Source organism: Pseudomonas sp. AC211, assembly GCF_979258055.1.
In genome coordinates this window covers 2,593,134-2,614,106 of sequence record NZ_OZ409830.1, presented here as the reverse complement: position 1 = coordinate 2,614,106, position 20,973 = coordinate 2,593,134, and the positions used below count along the sequence as shown (strand labels likewise).

The window sequence follows — 20,973 nt, the reverse complement described above, 5'->3', positions numbered from 1 at the left end:
ATGACACTCCTCAACAGCGTGACCCCGAGCATGGATGAAAAAACCGCACAGATTGATGCCATCTGCCGTCAGGCGCGCATCCTTCCCGTGGTGACCATCGACAACGAAGCGCAGATTCTGCCCATGGCCGACGCGCTGGCCGAAGGCGGGTTGCGCACCCTGGAAATCACCCTGCGTTCGGAACACGGCCTCACCGCCATTCGCCTGCTGCGCAAGGAACGCCCGGACCTGTGCATCGGCGCTGGCACCATTCTCGACACGCAGATGTTCAAGGCGGCGGAGGAGGCGGGCGCACAATTTATCGTCAGCCCCGGCTGCACCGCCGAGCTGCTGCGCTTCGCCGTCGACAGCTCGGTGCCGTTCCTGCCGGGGGCTGGCGGGGCGTCGGATTTGATGCTGGGTTATGCCATGGGCTATCGGCGCTTCAAGCTGTTTCCGGCCGAAGCCTGCGGCGGTATTCCGGCGTTAAAAGCCTTGGGAGGGCCGTTTAACCAAGTGCGCTTTTGCCCCACCGGCGGCGTGAAGCCCGACAACTTGTTGGCTTATATGGCCGTGCCGAACGTGATGTGCGTAGGCGGTAGCTGGATGCTCGACAGCGCGTGGACCAAGGCGGGCGATTGGGCGCGGGTGACGCAGGTGAGTAAGGATGCGTTGGCGTTGTTGGACGGCTGAATAATCGCGTTTGCTTGATCGCGGCTAAAGCGGAGTGCCGCCCAGCCGCTTCCACAGGTCTTAGGAGTTCTGTGGGAACGGCGGGGCGGCACGCTGTTGGATCGCGGCTAAAGCCGCTCCTACACAAACCCCCAAAGACCCGTGTGGGAGCGGCTTTAGCCGCGATGCTTTTGCTCCGAATGCACAACCGGCAACACCAAACTCGCCACAAATCCACCCTCGGCATGATTGGCCAGTTCCAGCGTGCCGCCATGCCGTTCCGCCGCACGACGGGCAATCGCCAAACCCAGACCATGCCCCGGCGCACTCTGCTCCGGCGCACGGAAAAACGGTTCCCCCAGCCGCGCCACATGTTCGGGCAACACGCCCGGTCCGTGGTCACGCACGCTCAAGCGCACCTGCTCTCCCACACGCTCCGCACGCAATTCGATGGGCTGCCCCGCGGGGTTGAAGCGCAGGGCGTTGCGCAGCAGATTATCCAGCGCGCGTTCGAGCATGTCTGGCCAGCCGGCCAGCGTCAGGCCCGGTTCAACCTCCACCGTCACCGTTTGCTCGGCCTCGTTGAGCTGCGCTTCTTCCTGGCGATTCTTCAACAGCGCGGCGATATCCACCGGCTGCGCAGCGCCGAGGTTGGCGTCCATGCGCGCCAGGGCGAGAATTTCGCTAATCAGCGCTTCCAACCGATCACACTCGCGCTCCAGGCGCGGCCACAGCTTCGCCCGTTCCTCCGGCCCGGCGCGTTCGGCCAGCGCCAAGGCAATGCGCAAACGCGCCAGCGGTGAACGCAGCTCATGGGACACATCGCGCAGCAGCTGACGCTGGCTGCTGATCAAATCTTGCAAACGCTCGCCCATGCGATTGAAGTCGCCGGCCAGCACGCCGAACTCATCACGCCGATTCGCCAGGCGAGCCAGAGTGTGCTGCTGATACGCCGCCTGACCGAGGTCATGCACCGCCCCGCGCAATTGGCCGAGCGGGCGGGTGATCGACAACGTCAGCAGCAGGCTCAGGGCCGTGAGCACCACCAAGGCGATAAACAACGCACTCAACGGCCAGAGCAGGCTGCCACGGTGCCAGTTGTCCAGTTCCGGGTGCGGGATGCGGTAGATAAATAGATAGGTTTCGCCGCTGGGGCTGGTGTAGTCGGTGGTTATTCGGCGCCACGGCAGGCGGCGTGGGTCGTCGTGTTGGCGCTTCTCAAAAAGCGGCGGCTCGACGGGGGAAAGTGCCTTGAATCAGCACGTTGCCGTTGTCGTCCAGCACCTGCGTGTCGATGTGGAAATCGCGTTTGCGCTGCTCCAGATAATCCTGCGCCGCCTGCTGGCCCTCACTTTCATAGATACGCACCCAGTCTTCCGGCACGCCTTGGAGCGCGGGGTGCTGGCTGAGAATCCAGGCGTCCTGATTGAGCACGCGGCCTAGCAGCATCGACAGGCCGGCTACCAGCACGATGGCTAGCCAGAAACTGGCGAAGATTCGCCAAAAGAGTGAGCGCACGTGGACTCCTGTTTAACGGATAAAACCCAGCCGAGGAGGGCTCGGTTGGGTTGGGGTGTGGCCGGTTAATGTTAGGGGCAGATGGTCTACGGTTTGAAGGCTGTGCAACGTTCAAAATTCTGGATCCCCGCATGCGCGAGGATGACGGAGGACTATTTAAAAACCTCCGTCATCCTCGCGCACGCGGGGATCCAGGCTCTCTAGTCGTGCATCAATCTGTGCAACGTCCAGAATTCTGGATTCCGAGTCGTCGGACCGCCGCCTTCGCGGGAATGACGGTGGACGGTATAAAAACCTCCGTCATCCCCGCGCAGGCGGGGATCCAGAGTCTCAAGCCGTACTGATTTCTGCGCGACTCTACATTCCATGCGCAAATCCGGAAACGACTCAACTAACCGTCAACCCGCCCCCGACTCACACCAACCTTACTGCACCTTCCCCTGCTTAGCCTTCCAAGCCTGAAACTCCTGCCATTCCGCCCGGCGAGCTTCCATTTTCTTTTGCTTTTCATCAAACGCCTTCTGCTGTTCAGGGTTAAGCAGTGCGCGAATCTTGCCGTTGGTGGCCTCACGCTTGGCTTTGATTTCGTCATGCATGGCCTTTTTGTCGGCCTCGGGCAGCTTGTCGAGGTAACGCTTGGTCACTTCGTCACGGCTGTGCATTTGCTCGCCCATGATCTCGCCAATGGCTTTGCGTTGTTCCTTGCTCAGGTCCAGGTCACGGAACATGCCCGGGCCGCGGTGTTCGCCGCGTGGGCCGCCGTCCATCATGTGGCGTGGGCCTTCTTCGCCCGGTGACGGCATGGCCATGGTCATGGTTGGCAGGGCAGCGGCGAACAGAGCGGCGATGAGGGTCTTGCGCATGAGGTATCTCCTTGTCTGCAAACCGGCGTATTTGCCGGATGTGCCCAGTCTAGGGAGCGCAAGGTCAGGCGCGGTCAGGGGTGGGTAAAGCTTAGGTAAAGGCCATGGCGCAGGTTACTGACATACAACCTGGCTTCTGTAGGAGCGACTTTAGTCGCGATGCTTTTCAGGCTCAGAAGCATCTCGGCTCAAGCCGCTCCCACACCGGGCGCAACAGCTCACGCGCTGTAGTAATACCCGCGACTGCGCAGCGCCAGAATGCGCGGGCGGCCGTCGGTGTGCGGGCCGATTTTCTTGCGCAGGTTGCTCACGTGCATGTCCAGGCTGCGGTCGTACAGGGTGAGCTTGCGGCCCAGGGCCAATTGCGCCAGTTCCTGTTTGTCGACCGGCTCGCCAGGCTGGCGCAGCAGGGCTTCGAGCAGGCGGCTTTCGGACACGGTGAGCACCACGTCATGCCCGGCAATCGTCACGGAGCCACGCACCGGGCTGAAGACCAGATCGCCCAGTTCCAACTGACTGGGCGTGGCCACCGGCACGCTGCGGCGCAGCACGGCGCGCAGGCGGGCGGTGAGTTCGCGGGGGTCGCAGGGTTTGGCCAGGTAATCGTCAGCGCCCAGTTCCAGGCCAAGAATGCGGTCCAGCGGTTCGCCTCGGGCTGAAAGCATCAGTACGGGTAAATCCGGGTGGTCGCTGCGCAGCTGCTTGAGCAATTCCAAACCGCTGCCGTCGGGCAGCATCACATCGAGTACCACGGCGGCGGGTGACTCGCTGCTAAGCGCCGCGCGTGCGCTGCGGCCGTCGTGGCAAGCGCGTACGTGAAAGCCTTCCTGGCCCAGCCAGCTGCTCAGCAGCTCGCACAGTTCCACGTCATCGTCGATCAGTAGGAGAGTTGACATAGGCGGCGTTTAACTCGGATCAGGCGGTTCAGTTGGTCCATTCGCGACGGGTTTTGCGGCCGCCCCGCAGCAGCGCTCCGCACAGCAACGCCACCAGCGTGACCACTGCGCCCACGGCAAACCAGGTTTGTTCTTCGCTGAACAGCGGCGCCTGCTGACTGGCCTGCGCTTGCTTGAGTTGCAGTTTCAGGCGCTGGTTTTCCTGGCGCAGGCGGCTCACCAGAGCGCTTTCCCGCGACTCGGCGCTGCCTTGCATTTCAGTAGATAGCTCGGCGCGCATGCGCTCGCTCTCAGCCAGGCGTTGCTCAAGGCTGTCGACCTGGCCCTGCAACTGCACCTGTTCATTAACAGCCGGTGCCGGGGCGGGCGCGGCTTCTTCGGCGTAAGCGTTGGCAATCAACAACGATGCAGCGAACAACAGGAACACAGGGCCTTGGCGCATCGACTTTCCTTAGTAACGTTGAGGGCAACGGTTGCCTGGGGGTTACGGCAATACCAGCTTGAACGGTTTGACGATCACGTTGGCGTACACCCCAGCGGCGCTGTACGGGTCGGCGTCGGCCCAGCTTTGTGCGGCGATCAGCGATTCGAACTCCGCCACCACCAGGCTACCGCTGAAACCGGCGGCGCCGGGGTCGGTGCTGTCTACGGCCGGGTGCGGGCCGGCGAGTACCAGACGGCCTTCAGTTTTCAATTGCTCAAGACGCGCGAGGTGAGCAGGGCGGGCGGCCAGGCGTTTTTCCAGGGAGTTGGCTACGTCGGTGGAGATGATCGCGTAGAGCATGTCAGTCCTTAGTCTTGGGCGTGGCGGCGTCAGCGTCGCCATCGTGGATATGGCGGGCCAGGAAAATGCCCTGGCCGATCAGGAACAGCACGGTCATGGCCAGGCTGCCGAATACTTTGAAGTCCACCCAGATGCTCGGGAAGGTAAAGGCGACAAACAGGTTAGCCGAGCCGCTGACGATAAAAAACACGATCCAGGCGATGTTCAGGCGCACCCAGATCGGCTCCGGCAGGCTCACGGCGTGGCCCATCATGCGTTGAATCAGCGGCTTGTCGCCGATGAAATGGCTGCCCAGGAACGCCAGGGCGAACAGCCAGCTCACCACCGGCGCTTTCCATTTAAGGAAGGTTTCGCTGTGGAACGCCAGCGTCAGGCTGCCGAACACCAGGCAGGCAATCAGCGTCAGCCATTGGCTTTTCTCGAGGCGGCGTTGAACGATGAAGAAAATGCCGTAAACCACCACGGAACTGGCGATCAACACGGCGGTGGCACTGAAAATACCGCCTAGCATGTAGGTATGACCGAAGAGGTCGATGGCGCGGGGTTCAAGCTTGAAAACAACAAAAAACAGGATGAGCGGGATGAAGTCGAGGAATTGTTTCACAGTGGCAAGCCAGAAGCTGGATGTGCCGGCATAATAACAAACCCGAACCGTAGAGCTAGGCGCAGGGGCGCAGACTTTGTGCCGCCGCGCGGTTTTTTTCGTACTAACTGTTTGCCGCCTGCGCGATCTATTGCAAACAGTGGCCAATGACCGAGATTCTGATTGATGACTGTAGACCTGCACTGCCATAGCACCGCTTCCGACGGCGCCCTCGCGCCCGCCGTGGTGGTCGCCCGCGCCCATGAGCGCGGCGTGCGGGTTCTGGCCCTGACTGATCACGACACCCTCGAAGGCCTCGACGAAGCCCGCGCCGCCGCCACCAAACTGGACATGCAACTGGTCAACGGCATCGAACTGTCGTGCACCTGGGGCGGCGCGACGATTCATGTGCTCGGTTACGGTTTTGCTGCTGATGCTCCTGCACTGGTTCAAGCCATTTCCGACCTGCACAGCGGCCGTTGGTTACGCGCCGAAGAAATCGACCGGCGCCTGGCCCTCAAAGGCATGCCCGGCGCACTGGACGGCGCCCGCGCCATTCAGCAAGAACTCGGCGACAGCGGCAACGCCCCGGCGCGCCCGCACTTCGCAGACTTCCTGGTGCGCGCCGGCTACGTTAAAGATCGCGGCGAAGCGTTCCGCAAATGGCTGGGGTCGGGCAAGCTCGGCGATGTCAAACAGCACTGGCCAACGCTCGAACAAGCCGTCGGCACCCTGCGCGAAGCCGGCGCATGGGTCAGCCTGGCCCACGCCTGGCAATACGACTTCACCCGCAGCAAACGCCGCAAACTGGTGATCGACTTCGTCGCCGCCGGCGGTCAGGCGCTGGAAGTGGTGAACGGCATGCAGCCAGCCGAGCAAATCGGCGGCTTGGCAATTCTTGCTCGTGAATTTGGTCTGCTGGCCAGCGTCGGCAGTGACTTCCACGCGCCGGGAGACTGGTCGGAACTGGGCATGTACCGCCCGTTGCCCGACGACCTCGCGCCTTTGTGGTTGCGGTTCGATCATGTCCAACACGCTGCTGCCGGCTGAACTGCCGGCCTTTGATAAGAGAGCTCCCGTGAGTCAATTTTTCCAGGTGCACCCGGAAAACCCGCAAGCGCGGCTGATCAAGCAAGCGGTCGAAATCATCAAGGCCGGCGGCGTGGTCGTGTATCCCACCGACTCGTCCTACGCGGTTGGCTGCCACATCGGCGACAAAACCGCCGTCGAGCGCATCCGCCGCCTGCGCCAGCTCGACGACAAACACAACTTCACCCTGGTCTGCCGCGACCTGTCGCAGCTGGGCCTGTTCGCCAAGGTCGACACCGGCGCCTTCCGCCTGCTCAAAGGCCACACGCCGGGGCCGTACACCTTCATTCTCAACGCCACGCGTGAAGTGCCGCGCATGCTGCTGCACCCCAAACGCCGCACCATCGGCCTGCGCGTGCCGAGCCATCCCATCGCCCAGGCGCTGCTGGAAGAACTCGGCGAGCCGCTGATGAGCACCAGCCTGATCTTGCCGGGCGAAAAAGAGCCCATGAGCGACCCCTACGACATGCGCCAGATCCTCGAACATCAGGTCGACCTGATTATCGACGGCGGCTTCGGCGGGCTGGAAGCTTCCACAGTGGTAAGCCTGGTCGATGACGAAGTGGTGCTGGTGCGCGTTGGCTGCGGAGACCCCACGCCCTTCGAGGCCGATGCCTGAATGCCGACGGAAACTGTCGCTTGAGCGTGATCGATGCCCAACGCCGCGTACTGTCTGGCATGCGTCCCAGCGGCCGGCTGCACCTGGGCCACTACCACGGCGTACTTAAAAACTGGGTGAAGCTGCAGCACGAGTACGACTGCTTTTTCTGCATCGTCGACTGGCACGCGCTCACCACTCACTACGACGAAGTCGGCCAGATCGCCGAACACGTTCAAGACATGGCCGTCGACTGGCTGGCCGCCGGCGTCAGCCCCAGTTCTGCGAACATGTTCATTCAATCGCAAGTGCCCGAACACGCCGAACTGCATGTGCTGCTCTCGATGATTTGTCCGCTGAGCTGGCTCGAACGCGTGCCGTCTTATAAAGAGCAGCAAGACCAACTGCACCACAAAGACCTCGGCACCTATGGCTTTCTCGGTTATCCGCTGCTGCAAGCCGCCGACATTCTGCTGTACCGCGCCGGCCTGGTGCCGGTGGGCGCCGACCAGTTGCCCCACGTGGAATTCGCCCGCGAAGTGGCGCGGCGTTTCAACCATTTATACGGCCGTGAGCCAGGCTTCGAAGCCAAAGCCGAAGCCGCCATTTTGCGACTCGGCAAAAAGACCGCCAAGCTCTACAACAGCCTGCGCAAGGCCTATCAGGAACAGGGCGACAGCGAAGCCCTGGACACCGCCCGCGCGCTGCTCAAAGAAGTGCAAAGCATCACCTTCGGCGACAAAGAGCGCCTGTACGGCTACCTCGAAGGCGGCGGCAAAGTGCTGCTGCCCGAACCCCAAGCCCTGCTCAGCGCGGCGCCGCGCATGACCGGGCTGGACGGCGGAAAAATGGCCACCTCGCCACTCAAGGGCGGCAACAGCAACGCCATTTACCTGCGCGACACCGCAGCCGAGATCGAAGACAAACTGCGGCGCATGCCCACCGACCCGGCGCGGGTGCACCGCGACGACCCCGGCGAGCCCACGCGCTGCCCGGTATGGCAGTTGCACGAGATTTACTCCGACGAACCCACCCAATACTGGGCCCAACAGGGCTGTCGCAGCGCCAGCATTGGCTGTCTCGACTGCAAAGGCCCGGTAATCGAAGCGGTAAAAGCCGAACTGAAACCGCTGCAACTGCGCGCACTGGACTACCAGGACAGCCCCGAGCTGGTGCGCAATATTCTCGCCGAAGGTGCCGAGCGCGCCCGCGACGAAGCCCGCGAAACTCTGGTAGAAGTACGCGCCGCCATGGGTTTGAATTACCGTTAACCCGCCGCCCTCAGTACGCGTTAAGGAATCTATGCAGGACACCACCCCCAGCGAAGTCGACAGCCAGGCCGGCGCCCAGCAAGAGCTGCCCTTCGCCCTGGTCTACGGCAAAGCCGTCACCGAAATGCCGGTGGACCTGTACATTCCGCCCGACGCCCTGGAAGTGTTCCTCGAAGCCTTCGAAGGCCCGCTCGACCTGCTGCTGTACCTGATCCGCAAACAGAACATCGACGTGCTCGACATCCCGGTCGCTGAAATCACCCGGCAATACATGGGCTACGTCGAACTCATGCAGTCCGTGCGCCTGGAGCTGGCCGCCGAGTACCTGGTAATGGCCGCCATGCTCGCCGAAATCAAATCGCGCATGCTGCTGCCGCGCTCCAGCGAAGCCGAGGAAGAAGAAGACGATCCGCGTGCCGAGCTGATCCGCCGCCTGCAAGAATACGAACGCTACAAAGCCGCCGCCGAAGGCATCGACCAGCTCACCCGCGTAGGCCGCGACCTGACCGTGCCGCGCCTCGACGCCCCCGAAGCGCGCGCGCGCAAACTGCTGCCCGACGTCAGCCTGGAAGAACTGCTGCTGTCCATGGCCGAAGTGCTGCGCCGCGCCGACATGTTCGAAAGCCACCAGGTCACCCGTGAAGCGCTGTCTACCCGCGAGCGCATGAGCGAAGTGCTGGAACGCCTCAAAGGCGCCGGCTTCGTGCCCTTCGTGAGCCTGTTCCTGGCCGAGGAAGGCAAGCTGGGCGTGGTCGTGACCTTTATGGCCGTGCTGGAATTGATCAAAGAACAGCTTGTGGAGCTCGTGCAAAACGAATCTTTCGGGCCGATTCACGTGCGTGCGCGTGCAGAGTGAGACTGGACCAAGCATGAACCTCAACGAACCCAAAGAACTGGCCTCCCTGCTCGAAGCGTTCCTGCTCGCCAGCGGCAAACCGCAGTCCCTGGAGCGCCTGTACGAGCTGTTCGAAGAAGCCGAGCGGCCCGAACCTGCCGTATTCAAAAAGGCCCTCACGCTCCTGGAAAAATCCTGCTCGGGCCGCGCCTTTGAACTCAAGGAAGTGGCCACCGGCTACCGCCTGCAAGTGCGCGAAATCTACGCGCCGTGGGTCGGCCGCCTGTGGGAAGAGCGCCCGCAACGCTATTCGCGCGCCATGCTTGAAACCCTGGCGTTGGTTGCCTACCGCCAACCGATCACCCGTGGCGAAATCGAAGACATCCGCGGCGTGGCCGTAAACAGCCAGATCGTCAAAACCCTGCTCGAACGTGAATGGATCCGCGTCGTCGGCTACCGCGACGTGCCCGGCAAACCGGCCATGTTCGCCACCACCAAGCAGTTTCTCGACCACTTCAACCTGAAAAACCTCGACGAACTGCCGCCGCTCGCCGCCCTGCGCGAACTCGAACCCGAACCCATGCTTGGCTTCGACACCGACGACCTGCCCGTACCCGAGGGCCTGCAAGCCCGCGCCGACATGGCCGGCGAAGGCGAAGAGGGCACGGCACCGGCGCCGAGCGAAGAGAAAAGCTTCGGCAGCCTGCTGGCCGAACTGGACTCCATGGAACAAGGTCTGAAAACCGACTTCGACGATTTGCCCGACGACTACGACCCACCGGTACCCGAAAGCCTGCAAGCGCGCGCCGATATGGCGCTGGCTGAAGACGACGAAGTCGAAGAGCCGATGTCGGCGGAAGAGGCCTTGGAAGTGCTGCGCCATAAAGTCGCCACGCAGGTGGTAACGCCGCCGGCGCCAGAGCCTGAAGAAGAGAGCGAAGAAGAAGCGCTGGCACGCGCCATCCGAGAAGAGCAGGAATATTCCCGAGACTGAGTGATTACCGAATGGGCGATACCAAGAATCCTTGCATCAGTGTGTGCGAATTCGAAGAACGGATTTGTATTGGCTGTGGGCGCAGTAGGGATGAAATCAAAGCCTGGAAGAAAATGGACAAGCCTGAGAAACGCGACGTGCTGGCTGAAGCGCAAGTGCGCTTGAAGGCCATGGGCGGCAAGGTCAAAAAGAAGAAAAAGCGCTAAGTACCGTTTGCAGGGATCGCAAACTCTCTGTAGGAGCGGCTTTAGCCGCGATGCTCTTGATCCAAAAGAGCATCGAGGCTAAAGCCTCTCCTACAGGGCCAGAGGTGATTTTCGCAAGTGGCTTCCGGCTCTTCCCGTCACGAATCCAGATTCAACACGTCCTGCATGCGCTCGCCAATAAACCCGCGCAACCACGCCGCGTGAAAGTCCACCTGCTCAAGTGGCATGTGCCAGCCAAACTGATGCGTTATCCATTTGCCGTTCGGCGCTTTAAAGGTCAGGTGGAAATGCCCATGCCTGTCGTAACTGGCCATCACGTAAGGCGTGACGCTGTGGATATCCGCGAACGGTACGCACCATTCAACCGGCTTGCGCAGCGGCCGCCGCACGGTGGCGCGTAGTACCTGTTGCGGGCTGTCGAACGTAAGTCTCAGCACTTTCTGCGAAGAAGCGCCCCAGCGCAGCAACCCCGCCGCCAGCAGTGCTGTGCCCAGTAGCGGCACCAAAAGCGTCGGGTCCGTGAGGCTTTGTGCATAGGAAAGCGGAATACCTTTCGCCGCTTCGACGGCGGTGATCAAGAGCAGGGCCAGGCCGTATACCGGCAACGTGACCACCAATACAAAGATGAACGCGAGCGTCGCCGCACCGTTGGCGGCGCCGATGTCCGGGCCTTCGTCGGCAAGCCAGATGTCCGGGTGCACGGGCGGGGTGGCCGGCGCAGGGGGCGAGGAGAGCAGGCGCGGAGGGCGTTGGCGTTTCATGGGTTTGAGTTCTGAAAACAGGCGGGGCGAACGGTAGCAGCATTGGAGCAATGGCAGTGTGCTGGAGTGAAACCTCCGTCACCCCCGCGAAGGCGGGGATCCCGAGTTTTCGATGGGGCGGAGAATGTTGCCCTCACCCCAGCCCTCTCCCGCGAGCGGGAGAGGGGGCCGATTTATGTATGGCCCGGCGATGCGCTGAATTTCAGGCATAAAAAAACCGGAGCTTGTGGCTCCGGTTTTCGTCACGGGTAAGCGATTACTTGGTGGCTTCGTCGTGTGCTTCTTCAGCTTTTTGCTCGATGGCCTGGCCAGTTTTGTTGGCGGCGTCTTGTGCGGATTCGGCGGAGTCTTGGGCCGATTCGCGGGCGGATTCCATTTTGTCTTCTGGGGTGTTGTCGCAGGCGGCCAGGGTCATGGTGGCGGCAAGCAGCAGGGCGTAGGCAATTGGGTTTTTCATGGGCTCGGGTCCTTTTTCGCTTTATTGGGGCGATTTTTCTCATCGCTGCGTTTTTGGAGCGTGACCTGCTGCGCGAAGTTCCAACCAAAGTCGCTGTCTATCTTCAAACCTAAGTCGGGACAGGTATGATGCGGCCCTTATGGATCAATGAGATAGGCCTTGAACATGAGCAATAGCCTGATTCTAGAGCGCGCTCAGCGTTTCCTCTCGGCGTTGCGCCACTGTCAGGTATTGGGCTTGACCGTGCATGCCATCGACAACGAGCGCCTGACCCTGCGTTTGCCGTACAGCCGCCAAATTATCGGCAACCCGGAAACCGGCGTGATTCACGGTGGCGCCATCACCACGCTGATGGACACCACCTGCGGCATTTCCACCATCTGCGTGCTGCCGGACTTCGAAATCTGCCCGACGCTGGACCTGCGCATCGATTACATGCGCCCCGCCGAGCCCAATAAAGACGTGTTCGGCGTGGCCGAGTGCTATCGCGTGACGCCCAATATCATTTTTACCCGCGGCTACGCCTATCAGGACGACCCCTCGCAGCCCATCGCCAATGTGGTCGGCACCTTTATGCGCATGGGCAAAGGCCCGCAGGGCGACACGGCGTTGAAAAGCTCGGCGCTCAAGCCTGAGCAATTGAAGGGCGCGATTGATGGAGGTCAGGCATGAGCGAGAACACTTTGCCGCCGCTAGACCTGAGCCAAGTGGTGCAGGCCGCGCACCAGAGCAATAACTACGACGAGCTGCTGGAACTGACGCCGTACGCCAAGCTGCTGGGCATTGAGTGCCTGCGCCTGGGCGATGACATGGTGTTCCGCATTCCGGCGAACAAAGACAGCATCGGCAACCCGATTCTGCCGGCCATTCATGGCGGCGTGATTGCGGGCTTTATGGAGCACAGCGCCATGCTGCATTTGCTGATGTTCATGGGCACGCCGCACTTTCCGAAAATCATCGACTTCTCGATAGATTACCTACGCGCCGGTCACTATCGTGACACCTTCGCCTCGTGCCAGGTGTGGCGCCAGGGCCGGCGCGTGGCGAACGTGGCGATTACTGCCTGGCAAACCACGCGCAGTGAACCGATTGCCACGGCACGCGCGCACTTCAAGGTAGATGAGCCATAACCGCGCGGTTGCTGAAGGTGTTTGCGGGCGGGCCAACTGGATAAGGATGTGTAGATGGATGCGTTGCTGATCCTCGGCGGGTTGCTGCTGATTCTGGTCGGTCTGGTGTGGTTGGTGATTCTGGCGTTTGACGTCAGTTTGCTGTGGGGCCTGGGCAGCCTGTTGCCGCCGCTGACCCTGGCCTTCGTGCTGCGCCATTGGCGAGTGGCGCGCAAGGCGGTGATGCTCAGCGGCCTGGGGTTTATTCCGCTGATTGTCGGGCTCACGCTGCTGGCCAATCAGGATACCCAGCGTTTGCAGGCCATTCTCAGCCTGGACTGGGCGCGCACGCCGGCGCAGGCGCCGGCGGAGTTGGCGATTCACCTGCGCGGTAGCCTTAACGGCCAACCGTTCGCGCCCCAGCAAGGCGAGTTAATTGACGGCGTGCTGAGCCTGCGCGAAGGCGAAGACATTTTTGCCCGCCGCGAAGTCACCATCCGCATGCCCAACCTGGCCAAAGCCGGCAACGCCCCGGTGCGCGTGGATGTGCTGCCGCAAGACACCGGCAACTTGCCGGAAGTGCAACTGAGCTGGCTGCTGCCCGAACAGGAATTGCCCGAAGCGCGCCGCCTGAACCATTCCTACACCCTGCATTTGAAGCTCGAGCCGCAAGGCCCAAACAAGCTGGCGGGCGACTTCCACCTGGTGTTGCCGCCGCAGTTCAAAACCACCCTGAGCGGCACGGTAGAGCTGTTTACCGACCACCTGCGCTATGCAGACAACAAGGTCGACACCCGCTACGACTCGCGGGAAACGCTGGAATACGTGATCACCGACTACCTGAAACGGCGCTACGCCACCCAGCGTGTTGAGCTGGGCATTTTGCCTGTGGTGAATTTTCCGGCGTCGACCATGAGTCTGGAGGTAGAGGCGCAGATTGATGGACAGACGCAGCAATTGCCGGTGGCGCTGCGTAAAAGCCCGACGCTGGGCTGGGTTGTGGTGGGTGATCGGTATCAGGTGGAAGAAAAGGCCAAGGCGGTTGCCGCTGAGCCGGCCGAGAAACCGTCGCTGGCGGGCGCTCCGGCTGCGCCGGCCAGCTCACTGGACCGCCGCGTGCGGTTCAGTCTGGAGCGCTTGCAGAGCAACCCGAGCCGCTACCAGAACTTGCAGATGCGCATCGTCACCGAGCGCGGCAGCATGGTGGAGGGTCGGTTTAATGGCATCGATACTGACGGGCAGATTGTGGTGCAGCGCAACTTGAAGGGGCAGGGCGGCGCGAGTTTTTCGGTGGTGCCGGCGCAGATTACGTCGATTGAGTTGTTGGAGCCTTAGAGGGGGAGGCGATTGCGCTTGATGACTCATCGTCGGGCAGCCATTTTCGCGGCAATGATGATGTCCTCCCCTAACAACCTCCGTCATCCTCGCGAACGCGGGGATCCAGAGTCTAAAGTCATGCACCCAGCCCAAAACCATCGCGGCTAAAGCCGCTCCTACAGGTAGGGCGCAGCCTCCAGCCACGGCTTTCCAACACTCCGTCAATCGTGGCGAGTTCGGAAACCTGTAGGAGCGGCTTTAGCCGCGATAGCCCCAGCACCCCCCTCCAACCTAACCACTTGAAATCCAAGTCGTTGCCCCCATCTGTTGGTCATCGCCGGTTTACGGCTTGTGCCATCTGCTTGGAGTTAAACGACCATGAGTGTGGAAACTCAAAAAGAAACCCTGGGCTTCCAGACCGAGGTGAAGCAATTGCTGCACCTCATGATCCATTCGCTGTATTCCAACAAGGAAATCTTCCTTCGCGAGTTGATCTCTAACGCCTCCGACGCCGCCGACAAGCTGCGTTTCGAAGCGCTGGCCAACCCGGCGCTGCTGGAAGGCGGCGATGCGCTGCGTATTCGGGTCAGCTTCGACAAGGCCGCCAACACCGTGACCCTTGAGGACAACGGTATCGGCATGAGCCGCGAAGACGCCATCACCCACCTGGGCACCATTGCCAAGTCCGGCACCGCCGACTTTATGAAGCAGTTGTCCGGTGATGCGAAGAAAGATTCGCACCTGATCGGCCAGTTCGGTGTGGGCTTCTATTCGGCGTTTATTGTCGCCGACCAGGTTGAAGTGTTCAGCCGCCGCGCCGGCGCACCGGCCAGCGAAGGCGTGCACTGGACGTCCAAAGGCGAGGGCGAGTTTGAAGTTGCCACCGTTGAGAAAGCCGAACGCGGCACCCGCATTGTTCTGCACTTGAAGGCCGCCGAAAACGAGTTCGCCGATGGCTGGCGCCTGCGCAACATCATCAAGAAATACTCCGACCACATCGCCCTGCCGATTGAGTTGCCCAAAGAGCAGGAGGGTGAAGACGCGCCTGCGGAAACTGAATGGGAAACCGTCAACCGCGCCAGCGCGCTGTGGACCCGTCCGCGCACCGAGGTGAAGGACGAGGAATACCAAGAGTTCTACAAACACGTCGCCCACGACTTCGAGAACCCGCTGAGCTGGAGCCATAACAAGGTCGAAGGCAAGCTGGAATACACCTCGCTGCTGTACGTGCCGGGCCGCGCGCCGTTTGACCTGTACCACCGCGAAGCGCCGAAAGGCTTGAAGCTCTACGTGCAGCGCGTGTTTGTCATGGATCAGGCCGACGAGTTCCTGCCGCTGTACCTGCGCTTTGTGAAGGGTGTGGTCGATTCCAACGACCTGTCGCTCAACGTATCGCGCGAAATCTTGCAGAAAGACCCGATCATCGACTCCATGAAGTCGGCGCTGACCAAGCGCGTGCTGGACATGCTGGAGAAGTTGGCGAAAAACGAGCCTGAGCAATACAAGGGCTTCTGGAAGAACTTTGGTCAGGTGATCAAAGAAGGTCCGGCGGAAGACTTCGCCAATAAAGAAAAGATTGCCGGCCTGCTGCGTTTCGCCTCTACCAGCGACGACAGCGGCGAGCAGAGCGTTGGCCTGGCCGACTACCTGACCCGCGTCAAGGAAGGCCAGGACAAGATTTACTACCTCACCGGCGAAAGCTACGCCCAGGTGAAAAACAGCCCGCACCTCGAAGTGTTCCGCAAGAAAGGCATCGAAGTGCTGCTGCTCACCGACCGTATCGATGAGTGGCTGATGAGCTACCTCACCGACTTCGACGGCAAGCAATTCGTCGACGTGGCCCGTGGCGACCTCGACCTGGGCAGCCTGGATTCGGAAGAAGACAAGAAAACCCAGGAAGAAGCGGCCAAGGCCAAAGAAGGCTTGGTTGAACGCCTGAAAGCCGCACTGGGCAGCCAGGTGAGCGAAGTGCGGGTTTCCCACCGCCTCACCGACTCGCCCGCCATTCTGGCCATCGGCGAACAGGATCTGGGGCTGCAAATGCGCCAGATTCTGGAAGCGAGCGGGCAGAAAGTGCCGGATTCGAAGCCCATCTTTGAATTCAACCCGGCGCACCCGCTGATCGAGAAACTCGACAACGAGCAAAGCGAAGAGCGGTTTGGCGACCTGTCGCACATCCTCTTCGACCAGGCGGCGCTGGCCGCCGGCGACAGCCTGAAAGACCCGGCCGCATATGTTCGCCGGCTGAACAAGCTGCTTGTCGAGCTGTCGGTTTAACCACTGGCGCTAAAACAAAACCCGCTTCGGCGGGTTTTATTTTTTTAGGCTGGGCGCATGCCTCAACGCGAACGCATCCCCTGTAGGAGCGGCTTTAGCCGCGATTGCGATCTGCCGCCGATCACCGATTCCAGGGATCGCGACTAAAGTCGCTCCCACACAAGGCAAGGCACGCGGGCGTCTAGGCCGACGCGTTCGCTGTAGGAGCGGCTTTAGCCGCGATTGCGATCTGCAGTCGATCACCGTTTCCAGGGATCGCGACTAAAGTCGCTCCTACAGAAATCCCACAGAATCCCACACCGAATCCGAAACCAAGGAGCCAAGCATGACCAACTTCAGCGTTATCCCCGTGCCTTACACCGTCGACGGCCACGCCTACGAAGGCCAATTGGTCTTCGACGCCAGCGTCACCACCGCGCGCCCTGGCCTGCTGCTGGCGCCGAATTGGATGGGCGTGACCGACGGCGCCGTCGAGCTGGCTAAGAAGGTGGCCGGCACGGAATATGTGGTGCTGGTTGCGGACATCTACGGCGCCGAAGTCCGCCCGAACGGCCACGAACAAGCGGCCGCCGCCATGATGCCGCTGAAGAATGACCGCGCGCTGTTGCGCACGCGTATGCAAGCCAGCCTGACCGTCCTGCAAAGCCAGACCCACGCCGCCGTGGCGGGCGACAAACTGGCGGTGTTCGGTTTTTGCTTTGGCGGCTGCTGCGCCCTAGAGCTCGCCCGCGACGGGGCGCCGGTGAAAGCAGCAGTGTCGTTCCACGGCACGCTGGACACGCCCAACATGGATGATGCGAAGAACATCCAAGGCAAGGTGCTGGTGTTGCACGGCGCGGCCGATCCGTTGGTGCCCAAAGAGCAGCTTCCGGCGTTCGAGGCTGAAATGGACGCCGCTGGCGTCGATTGGCAGTTGGTCAGCTACGGCGGCGCGGTGCATTCGTTTACCGACCCCAGCGCCGACAACCTGCCGATGATGAAGTACAACCCCACCGTTTCCGCGCGGGCGTTTCACACCATGGCGCATCTGCTGAAAGAAGTGTTGTAAGCCTATAGCGCATCGCGGTTTACGCCGCGATGCGTGGCTGATTTGTCGGCGCGCCAGAGGTGGTCTTAACTGCAAAGCGGACCATCCCAAAACCACAACAACAGGGCCAGCCATGACCGACCATTCTCACGTCCACGACGAACACGCCAATCACGAACCCTTCGAAAACACCCGCGACAGCGTGGTAGACGCCTGGGCCATCCTCATTCTTATTGCGCTGGCGGTATCTACTGCGGTGTTCTGGGTGAGCCACCAGTAGGGAAAGCCGACAAGGCTTGTAAGCATTTGCTGACAAGTGGTGACAGATAGCCACTACACAACTGCGTATACTGCGCGGCTGGGTCAAGCATGAGTGCATGAAGTTGAAGCGGTTGGTGCGCGCCGTCGTAGCGGTAGTGGGATTACTCGCATGGAATTGCGTCAACGCAGCTAGCGTGGTGTTTCTTAATCCGGGTAAGACCGGTGAGGAATTCTGGGATGGCTACGTCAAGTTCATGCAGGCCGCTGCCAGCGATCTGGGCATGCAGCTGACCGTGCTCGACGCCCAGCGCGACCGCGACCTGATGCTGGAGCAAGCACGCGATGTGCTGCAGGGCGACCACAAGCCCGACTACCTGCTATTTATCAACGAACAATACGCCGCCCCGGAAATTCTGCGCTTGGCCAAGGATTCCGGGGTGAAGCTGTTTGCCGTCAGCAACACCCTGACGCCCGACCAGCAACGCGTGATCGGCAGCAGCCGAGAAACCTACCCCGATTGGATCGGCAGCCTGGTGCCCAACGACGCCGAGGCCGGCTACATGTTGGCCACCAGCCTGATCCAGCGTGCCCGCGAGCGGCATCCGGATGGCCCCTTGGAAATGTTGGCATTCGGCGGCATCAAGCAAACGCCGTCCAGCCAGTTGCGTGAGCGCGGGTTGCAAAAAGCCTTGGCTGAAAATCCGGACGTTCGTTTGCGAGTGCTGGCGTATGGCGAATGGCAGCGCAAACGCGCGTATGACCAGGCGCGCACGCTATTGCCGCGTTATCGCGGCATCAACATGGTGTGGGCGGCGAGCGATGACATGGCCTTTGGTGCGATGCAGGCCGCAGAAGAGTCAGGTTTGGTGCCGGGTAAAGACATTCACTTCGCCGCCATCAATTCCAGCCTTGAAGCGTTGCAGGCGCGAATCGACGGGCGCTTGGAGATATTGGTGAGCGGCCAGTTCACCATCGGCGGCTGGGCGCTGGTGATGCTGCACGACTACGAAAACGGTGTGGATTTCGCCAAGCACGGCGGCAAAGACCGCACGCTAACTATGTACGTCAGCCTCAACGAAACCCAGGCCGCGAATCTGGCGAAGCGGGTGGCCGGCACCGATAACTTCGGCGTCGATTTTCGCCGTTACACGCTGAAAAACCAGCCGACGCTGCGCGATTACGCATTCTCGCTGCGGCCGCTGCTGCAGTAAGTCGGCGACTAACTCGTCGCCAGGTGCAGCACCAGTTTCACCAGCGCGAACAGCACCACCACGAACAGGCCGGTGAACAGCAGACCGATAAAAATAAAGTGGCTGGGCTTGCCGTGGCGAAAGTCGCGGGCGCGGTTCTTGCCGCTTTGCACGCCAAACGCGGCGGCCATTACGCTGTGGAACACTTGCCAGAGGGTTGGCGGTTTATCGTGGTCGTTGGGCTTGTCCATCGTGCGCTCCGTTGGTTCGCATCCCTTGTTGCAACCATAGTCGAAGATCGCCATGAGGCCCGCCGTCCGCCATACTAGCGGCCTCGATTTTTTGCCCTTTTACTTACGCTCGTTCTTGCAACGCCGTGCGGAGCCTTCATGAAGTACATACACCAGCGCGAACACCTCAACGAAGACGACATTGTCGTGATCGACTGCTCGCAAACCTGCAACATCCGCCTGATGAACGACGCCAACTTCCGCAGCTTCAAAAACGGCGGTCGGCACACTTACCACGGCGGCGCGTTCGACAAGTTCCCGGCCAAAATCGTGGTGCCCAGCAGCGGCTTCTGGAACATCACCATCGACACCGTGTCACGCAAAGCCATCAGCGTGACGCGCAAACCAACCCTTACGCACTCGATCAAAATCGTCCGTAAGTCGCCGTCGCAGTTGCGCTAAGTCTCGTAACGCTGCGCCGGGCCTTTGGGTTTCGGCGCAGGACGTTCTCAGTGCCGCCAGAACGCTGGAACACACAGCACCAACACGGTGATGATTTCCAGCCGCCCCAACAGCATGCCGAACGACAGCAGCCACTTGGCGCCGTCCGGCAGGCTGGCGAAGTTGCCCGCCGGGCCAATCACTTCGCCCAGACCCGGACCCACGCCCGACACGGTGCTTGCGGCGCCGGTCAGAGCGGTAATCCAATCCAACCCCATTAGCGACAGGCCCAGCGCCATGGCGCAGATGGTGATGGCGAAGAAGAACGAAAAGGTCAGAATCGAGCGCACCACGTCTTCGTCGAGGCGGTGGCCGTTGTAGTTTTGTTTGATTACCGCGCGCGGGTGGATCAGCTGGTGCAGGTTGGCGCGCAGCAGGATGTAGGCCACCTGAAAGCGGAAAATCTTGATGCCGCCGGCCGTCGAGCCAGAGCAGCCGCCAATAAACCCCAGGTAGAAAAAAATCATCAGCGAGAAGTTGCCCCACAGGCTGTAATCGCCCAGCGCGAAGCCCGTGGTGGTCACTACCGAGGTGACGTTCACGGCCACGTGGCGCAGCGCTTCGTACCAGGGCAGATCAGTGGTCAGCCAGTACCAGAGCGTCATCACCAGCCAGGTGGTGAACAACAAGCCAAAAAAGCCCCGCACTTGTTCATCGCGCAGCAGCGCCCGACGGTTGCCGCGCAGGGTGGCGACGTACAGGGCGAAGGGCAGGCTGCCGAGAATCATCAGCACCACCGCCACCCAATGCACAGCCGGTTGCGGCCAGTGCGCCAGAGACTGGTCGGAGGTTGAAAATCCGCCGGTCGAAATCGCCGACATGGCGTGGTTCAGCGCATCAAAAAAGCTCATGCCCGCCCACCACAGGGCGAGGGTGCCGAGCACGGTGATGCCGGTGTACGCCAGGGCGATGTACTTGGCCACCATGTGCGAGCGCGGCATGACTTTCTCTGAGCGGTCGGACGATTCCGTCTGGAACAGGCGCATGCCGCCGATGCGCAGCAAGGGCAGAATCGCCACCGCCATACCGATAAAACCGATGCCGCCGAGCCAGTGCAGCAGCGAGCGCCAGATCAGAATGCCCGGTGACATGCTGTCCAGCCCACTCAACACCGTGGAGCCGGTGGCGGTGATGCCAGACATGCTTTCAAAAAACGAGTCGGTGTAGCTGATGTGTTGGGTCAGCAAGAACGGCAGCGCGGCGAAAATGCACACGGCAATCCAGCTGCTGACGGTGAGCATGTACATGTCGCGCGGGCGCAGGTGTACATGTTCGGGCTTGCCGGGTAGCACCAGGGCCAGGCCGGCGAGAAAGGTGATCAGACTGGACCACAGGAAGGTGTTGATCTCCGCCGCGCGGTTGAAGATCAGCAGTGTCACCACGGGCACGACCATGCTGATGGCCAGGGTGATAAGGAAAATGCCGATGATGAAACCAATGGTGCGCAGCGTCGGTGAGACCATGCAGACAGGCTCTGGAAAGGACAGTCGCACATTCTAGCGATATCACGCCCGGCAAGGCGCGCGGTTTCTGCGCGAGCACGGTCTCAATGGCA

At 61.2% G+C, this 20,973-nt stretch carries 24 protein-coding genes and 1 pseudogene; 15 read left to right on the top strand and 10 right to left on the bottom strand.

The window, feature by feature from the left end; translation table 11 throughout:
• Entirely contained in the window at nucleotides 1-672 is a 672-nt protein-coding gene (locus ACZZZP_RS12280; protein ID WP_463382898.1) for a bifunctional 4-hydroxy-2-oxoglutarate aldolase/2-dehydro-3-deoxy-phosphogluconate aldolase, read from the top strand.
• A 155-nt stretch (nucleotides 673-827) separates the two neighbouring features.
• Here the strand turns inward: ACZZZP_RS12280 and ACZZZP_RS12275 are convergent.
• The 6 genes and pseudogenes from ACZZZP_RS12275 to ACZZZP_RS12250 form a co-directional block, all read right to left on the bottom strand.
• A pseudogene (locus ACZZZP_RS12275) lies at nucleotides 828-2,169 on the bottom strand (sensor histidine kinase).
• Between the two features lie 425 nt (nucleotides 2,170-2,594).
• On the bottom strand, nucleotides 2,595-3,032 hold the full coding sequence (locus ACZZZP_RS12270) for a Spy/CpxP family protein refolding chaperone (RefSeq protein WP_463382896.1): 438 nt from the start codon (nucleotides 3,030-3,032) through the stop codon (nucleotides 2,595-2,597).
• 218 nt (nucleotides 3,033-3,250) lie between these two features.
• Complete coding sequence (locus ACZZZP_RS12265; RefSeq protein WP_463382895.1) at nucleotides 3,251-3,928, bottom strand: response regulator transcription factor; 678 nt, start codon at nucleotides 3,926-3,928, stop codon at nucleotides 3,251-3,253.
• A 28-nt stretch (nucleotides 3,929-3,956) separates the two neighbouring features.
• Nucleotides 3,957-4,370 (bottom strand): hypothetical protein, encoded by a 414-nt coding sequence (locus ACZZZP_RS12260; protein WP_463382894.1) that lies wholly within the window; start codon nucleotides 4,368-4,370, stop codon nucleotides 3,957-3,959.
• 42 nt (nucleotides 4,371-4,412) lie between these two features.
• Nucleotides 4,413-4,712 (bottom strand): YciI family protein, encoded by a 300-nt coding sequence (locus ACZZZP_RS12255; protein ID WP_122453642.1) that lies wholly within the window; start codon nucleotides 4,710-4,712, stop codon nucleotides 4,413-4,415.
• Between the two features lies 1 nt (nucleotide 4,713).
• On the bottom strand, nucleotides 4,714-5,316 hold the full coding sequence (locus ACZZZP_RS12250; protein WP_122453643.1) for a septation protein A: 603 nt from the start codon (nucleotides 5,314-5,316) through the stop codon (nucleotides 4,714-4,716).
• A 165-nt stretch (nucleotides 5,317-5,481) separates the two neighbouring features.
• On the opposite strand from ACZZZP_RS12250, the gene ACZZZP_RS12245 reads away from it, so the two are divergent.
• From ACZZZP_RS12245 to ACZZZP_RS12220, 6 genes are all read left to right on the top strand, one after another.
• The gene (locus ACZZZP_RS12245) at nucleotides 5,482-6,345 is read left to right on the top strand and encodes a PHP domain-containing protein (RefSeq protein ID WP_122495616.1); all 864 of its coding nucleotides are present in this window, start codon (nucleotides 5,482-5,484) and stop codon (nucleotides 6,343-6,345) included.
• Between the two features lie 28 nt (nucleotides 6,346-6,373).
• Entirely contained in the window at nucleotides 6,374-7,003 is a 630-nt protein-coding gene (locus ACZZZP_RS12240; RefSeq protein WP_463382893.1) for an L-threonylcarbamoyladenylate synthase, read from the top strand.
• A 20-nt stretch (nucleotides 7,004-7,023) separates the two neighbouring features.
• Nucleotides 7,024-8,253, top strand: a complete 1,230-nt coding sequence (locus ACZZZP_RS12235; protein WP_463382892.1) for a tryptophan--tRNA ligase — start codon at nucleotides 7,024-7,026, stop codon at nucleotides 8,251-8,253.
• A 157-nt stretch (nucleotides 8,254-8,410) separates the two neighbouring features.
• Nucleotides 8,411-9,109, top strand: coding sequence for a segregation and condensation protein A (locus tag ACZZZP_RS12230; protein WP_463384705.1), 699 nt, complete (start codon nucleotides 8,411-8,413; stop codon nucleotides 9,107-9,109).
• A 13-nt stretch (nucleotides 9,110-9,122) separates the two neighbouring features.
• Nucleotides 9,123-10,082 carry an SMC-Scp complex subunit ScpB gene (scpB, locus tag ACZZZP_RS12225; RefSeq protein WP_463382891.1) on the top strand — a complete coding sequence of 320 codons (960 nt, stop codon included), beginning with the start codon at nucleotides 9,123-9,125 and terminating at the stop codon, nucleotides 10,080-10,082.
• An 11-nt stretch (nucleotides 10,083-10,093) separates the two neighbouring features.
• Complete coding sequence (locus ACZZZP_RS12220) at nucleotides 10,094-10,288, top strand: DUF1289 domain-containing protein (protein ID WP_463382890.1); 195 nt, start codon at nucleotides 10,094-10,096, stop codon at nucleotides 10,286-10,288.
• 137 nt (nucleotides 10,289-10,425) lie between these two features.
• Here ACZZZP_RS12220 and ACZZZP_RS12215 read toward each other — a convergent pair whose 3' ends face one another.
• Nucleotides 10,426-11,049 carry a hypothetical protein gene (locus tag ACZZZP_RS12215; RefSeq protein ID WP_463382889.1) on the bottom strand — a complete coding sequence of 208 codons (624 nt, stop codon included), beginning with the start codon at nucleotides 11,047-11,049 and terminating at the stop codon, nucleotides 10,426-10,428.
• 256 nt (nucleotides 11,050-11,305) lie between these two features.
• A complete protein-coding gene (locus tag ACZZZP_RS12210; RefSeq protein WP_122495628.1) occupies nucleotides 11,306-11,506 on the bottom strand; it encodes a hypothetical protein in 201 nt (66 codons plus the stop codon).
• Nucleotides 11,507-11,671: 165 nt separating this feature from the next.
• Between ACZZZP_RS12210 and ACZZZP_RS12205 the strand changes: the two genes are divergently transcribed.
• From ACZZZP_RS12205 to ACZZZP_RS12175, 7 genes are all read left to right on the top strand, one after another.
• Nucleotides 11,672-12,178: a PaaI family thioesterase gene (locus tag ACZZZP_RS12205; RefSeq protein ID WP_463382888.1), complete on the top strand. Its 507-nt coding sequence runs from the start codon at nucleotides 11,672-11,674 to the stop codon at nucleotides 12,176-12,178.
• On the top strand, nucleotides 12,175-12,636 hold the full coding sequence (locus ACZZZP_RS12200; protein ID WP_122495630.1) for a PaaI family thioesterase: 462 nt from the start codon (nucleotides 12,175-12,177) through the stop codon (nucleotides 12,634-12,636). The genes ACZZZP_RS12205 and ACZZZP_RS12200 overlap by 4 nt, the downstream gene beginning before the upstream one ends.
• Nucleotides 12,637-12,690: 54 nt before the next feature.
• Nucleotides 12,691-13,950, top strand: coding sequence for an MFS transporter (locus ACZZZP_RS12195; protein ID WP_463382887.1), 1,260 nt, complete (start codon nucleotides 12,691-12,693; stop codon nucleotides 13,948-13,950).
• Between the two features lie 360 nt (nucleotides 13,951-14,310).
• Complete coding sequence (htpG, locus tag ACZZZP_RS12190) at nucleotides 14,311-16,209, top strand: molecular chaperone HtpG (RefSeq protein ID WP_122495634.1); 1,899 nt, start codon at nucleotides 14,311-14,313, stop codon at nucleotides 16,207-16,209.
• A 325-nt stretch (nucleotides 16,210-16,534) separates the two neighbouring features.
• Nucleotides 16,535-17,257: a dienelactone hydrolase family protein gene (locus ACZZZP_RS12185; protein ID WP_463382886.1), complete on the top strand. Its 723-nt coding sequence runs from the start codon at nucleotides 16,535-16,537 to the stop codon at nucleotides 17,255-17,257.
• Between the two features lie 112 nt (nucleotides 17,258-17,369).
• On the top strand, nucleotides 17,370-17,516 hold the full coding sequence (locus tag ACZZZP_RS12180; protein WP_163016638.1) for a hypothetical protein: 147 nt from the start codon (nucleotides 17,370-17,372) through the stop codon (nucleotides 17,514-17,516).
• 97 nt (nucleotides 17,517-17,613) lie between these two features.
• A complete protein-coding gene (locus ACZZZP_RS12175) occupies nucleotides 17,614-18,708 on the top strand; it encodes an ABC transporter substrate-binding protein (protein WP_463382885.1) in 1,095 nt (364 codons plus the stop codon).
• A gap of 8 nt (nucleotides 18,709-18,716) precedes the next feature.
• Here the strand turns inward: ACZZZP_RS12175 and ACZZZP_RS12170 are convergent, their stop codons facing one another.
• A complete protein-coding gene (locus ACZZZP_RS12170) occupies nucleotides 18,717-18,938 on the bottom strand; it encodes a DUF2970 domain-containing protein (protein WP_122495640.1) in 222 nt (73 codons plus the stop codon).
• A 138-nt stretch (nucleotides 18,939-19,076) separates the two neighbouring features.
• Here ACZZZP_RS12170 and ACZZZP_RS12165 point away from each other — a divergent pair, with 138 nt between their 5' ends.
• Nucleotides 19,077-19,379: a DUF1883 domain-containing protein gene (locus ACZZZP_RS12165; RefSeq protein ID WP_122453656.1), complete on the top strand. Its 303-nt coding sequence runs from the start codon at nucleotides 19,077-19,079 to the stop codon at nucleotides 19,377-19,379.
• 47 nt (nucleotides 19,380-19,426) lie between these two features.
• On the opposite strand, the gene ACZZZP_RS12160 is transcribed toward ACZZZP_RS12165, so the two are convergent.
• Nucleotides 19,427-20,881 (bottom strand): TrkH family potassium uptake protein, encoded by a 1,455-nt coding sequence (locus ACZZZP_RS12160; protein WP_122495642.1) that lies wholly within the window; start codon nucleotides 20,879-20,881, stop codon nucleotides 19,427-19,429.
• Nucleotides 20,882-20,973 lie beyond the last annotated feature (92 nt).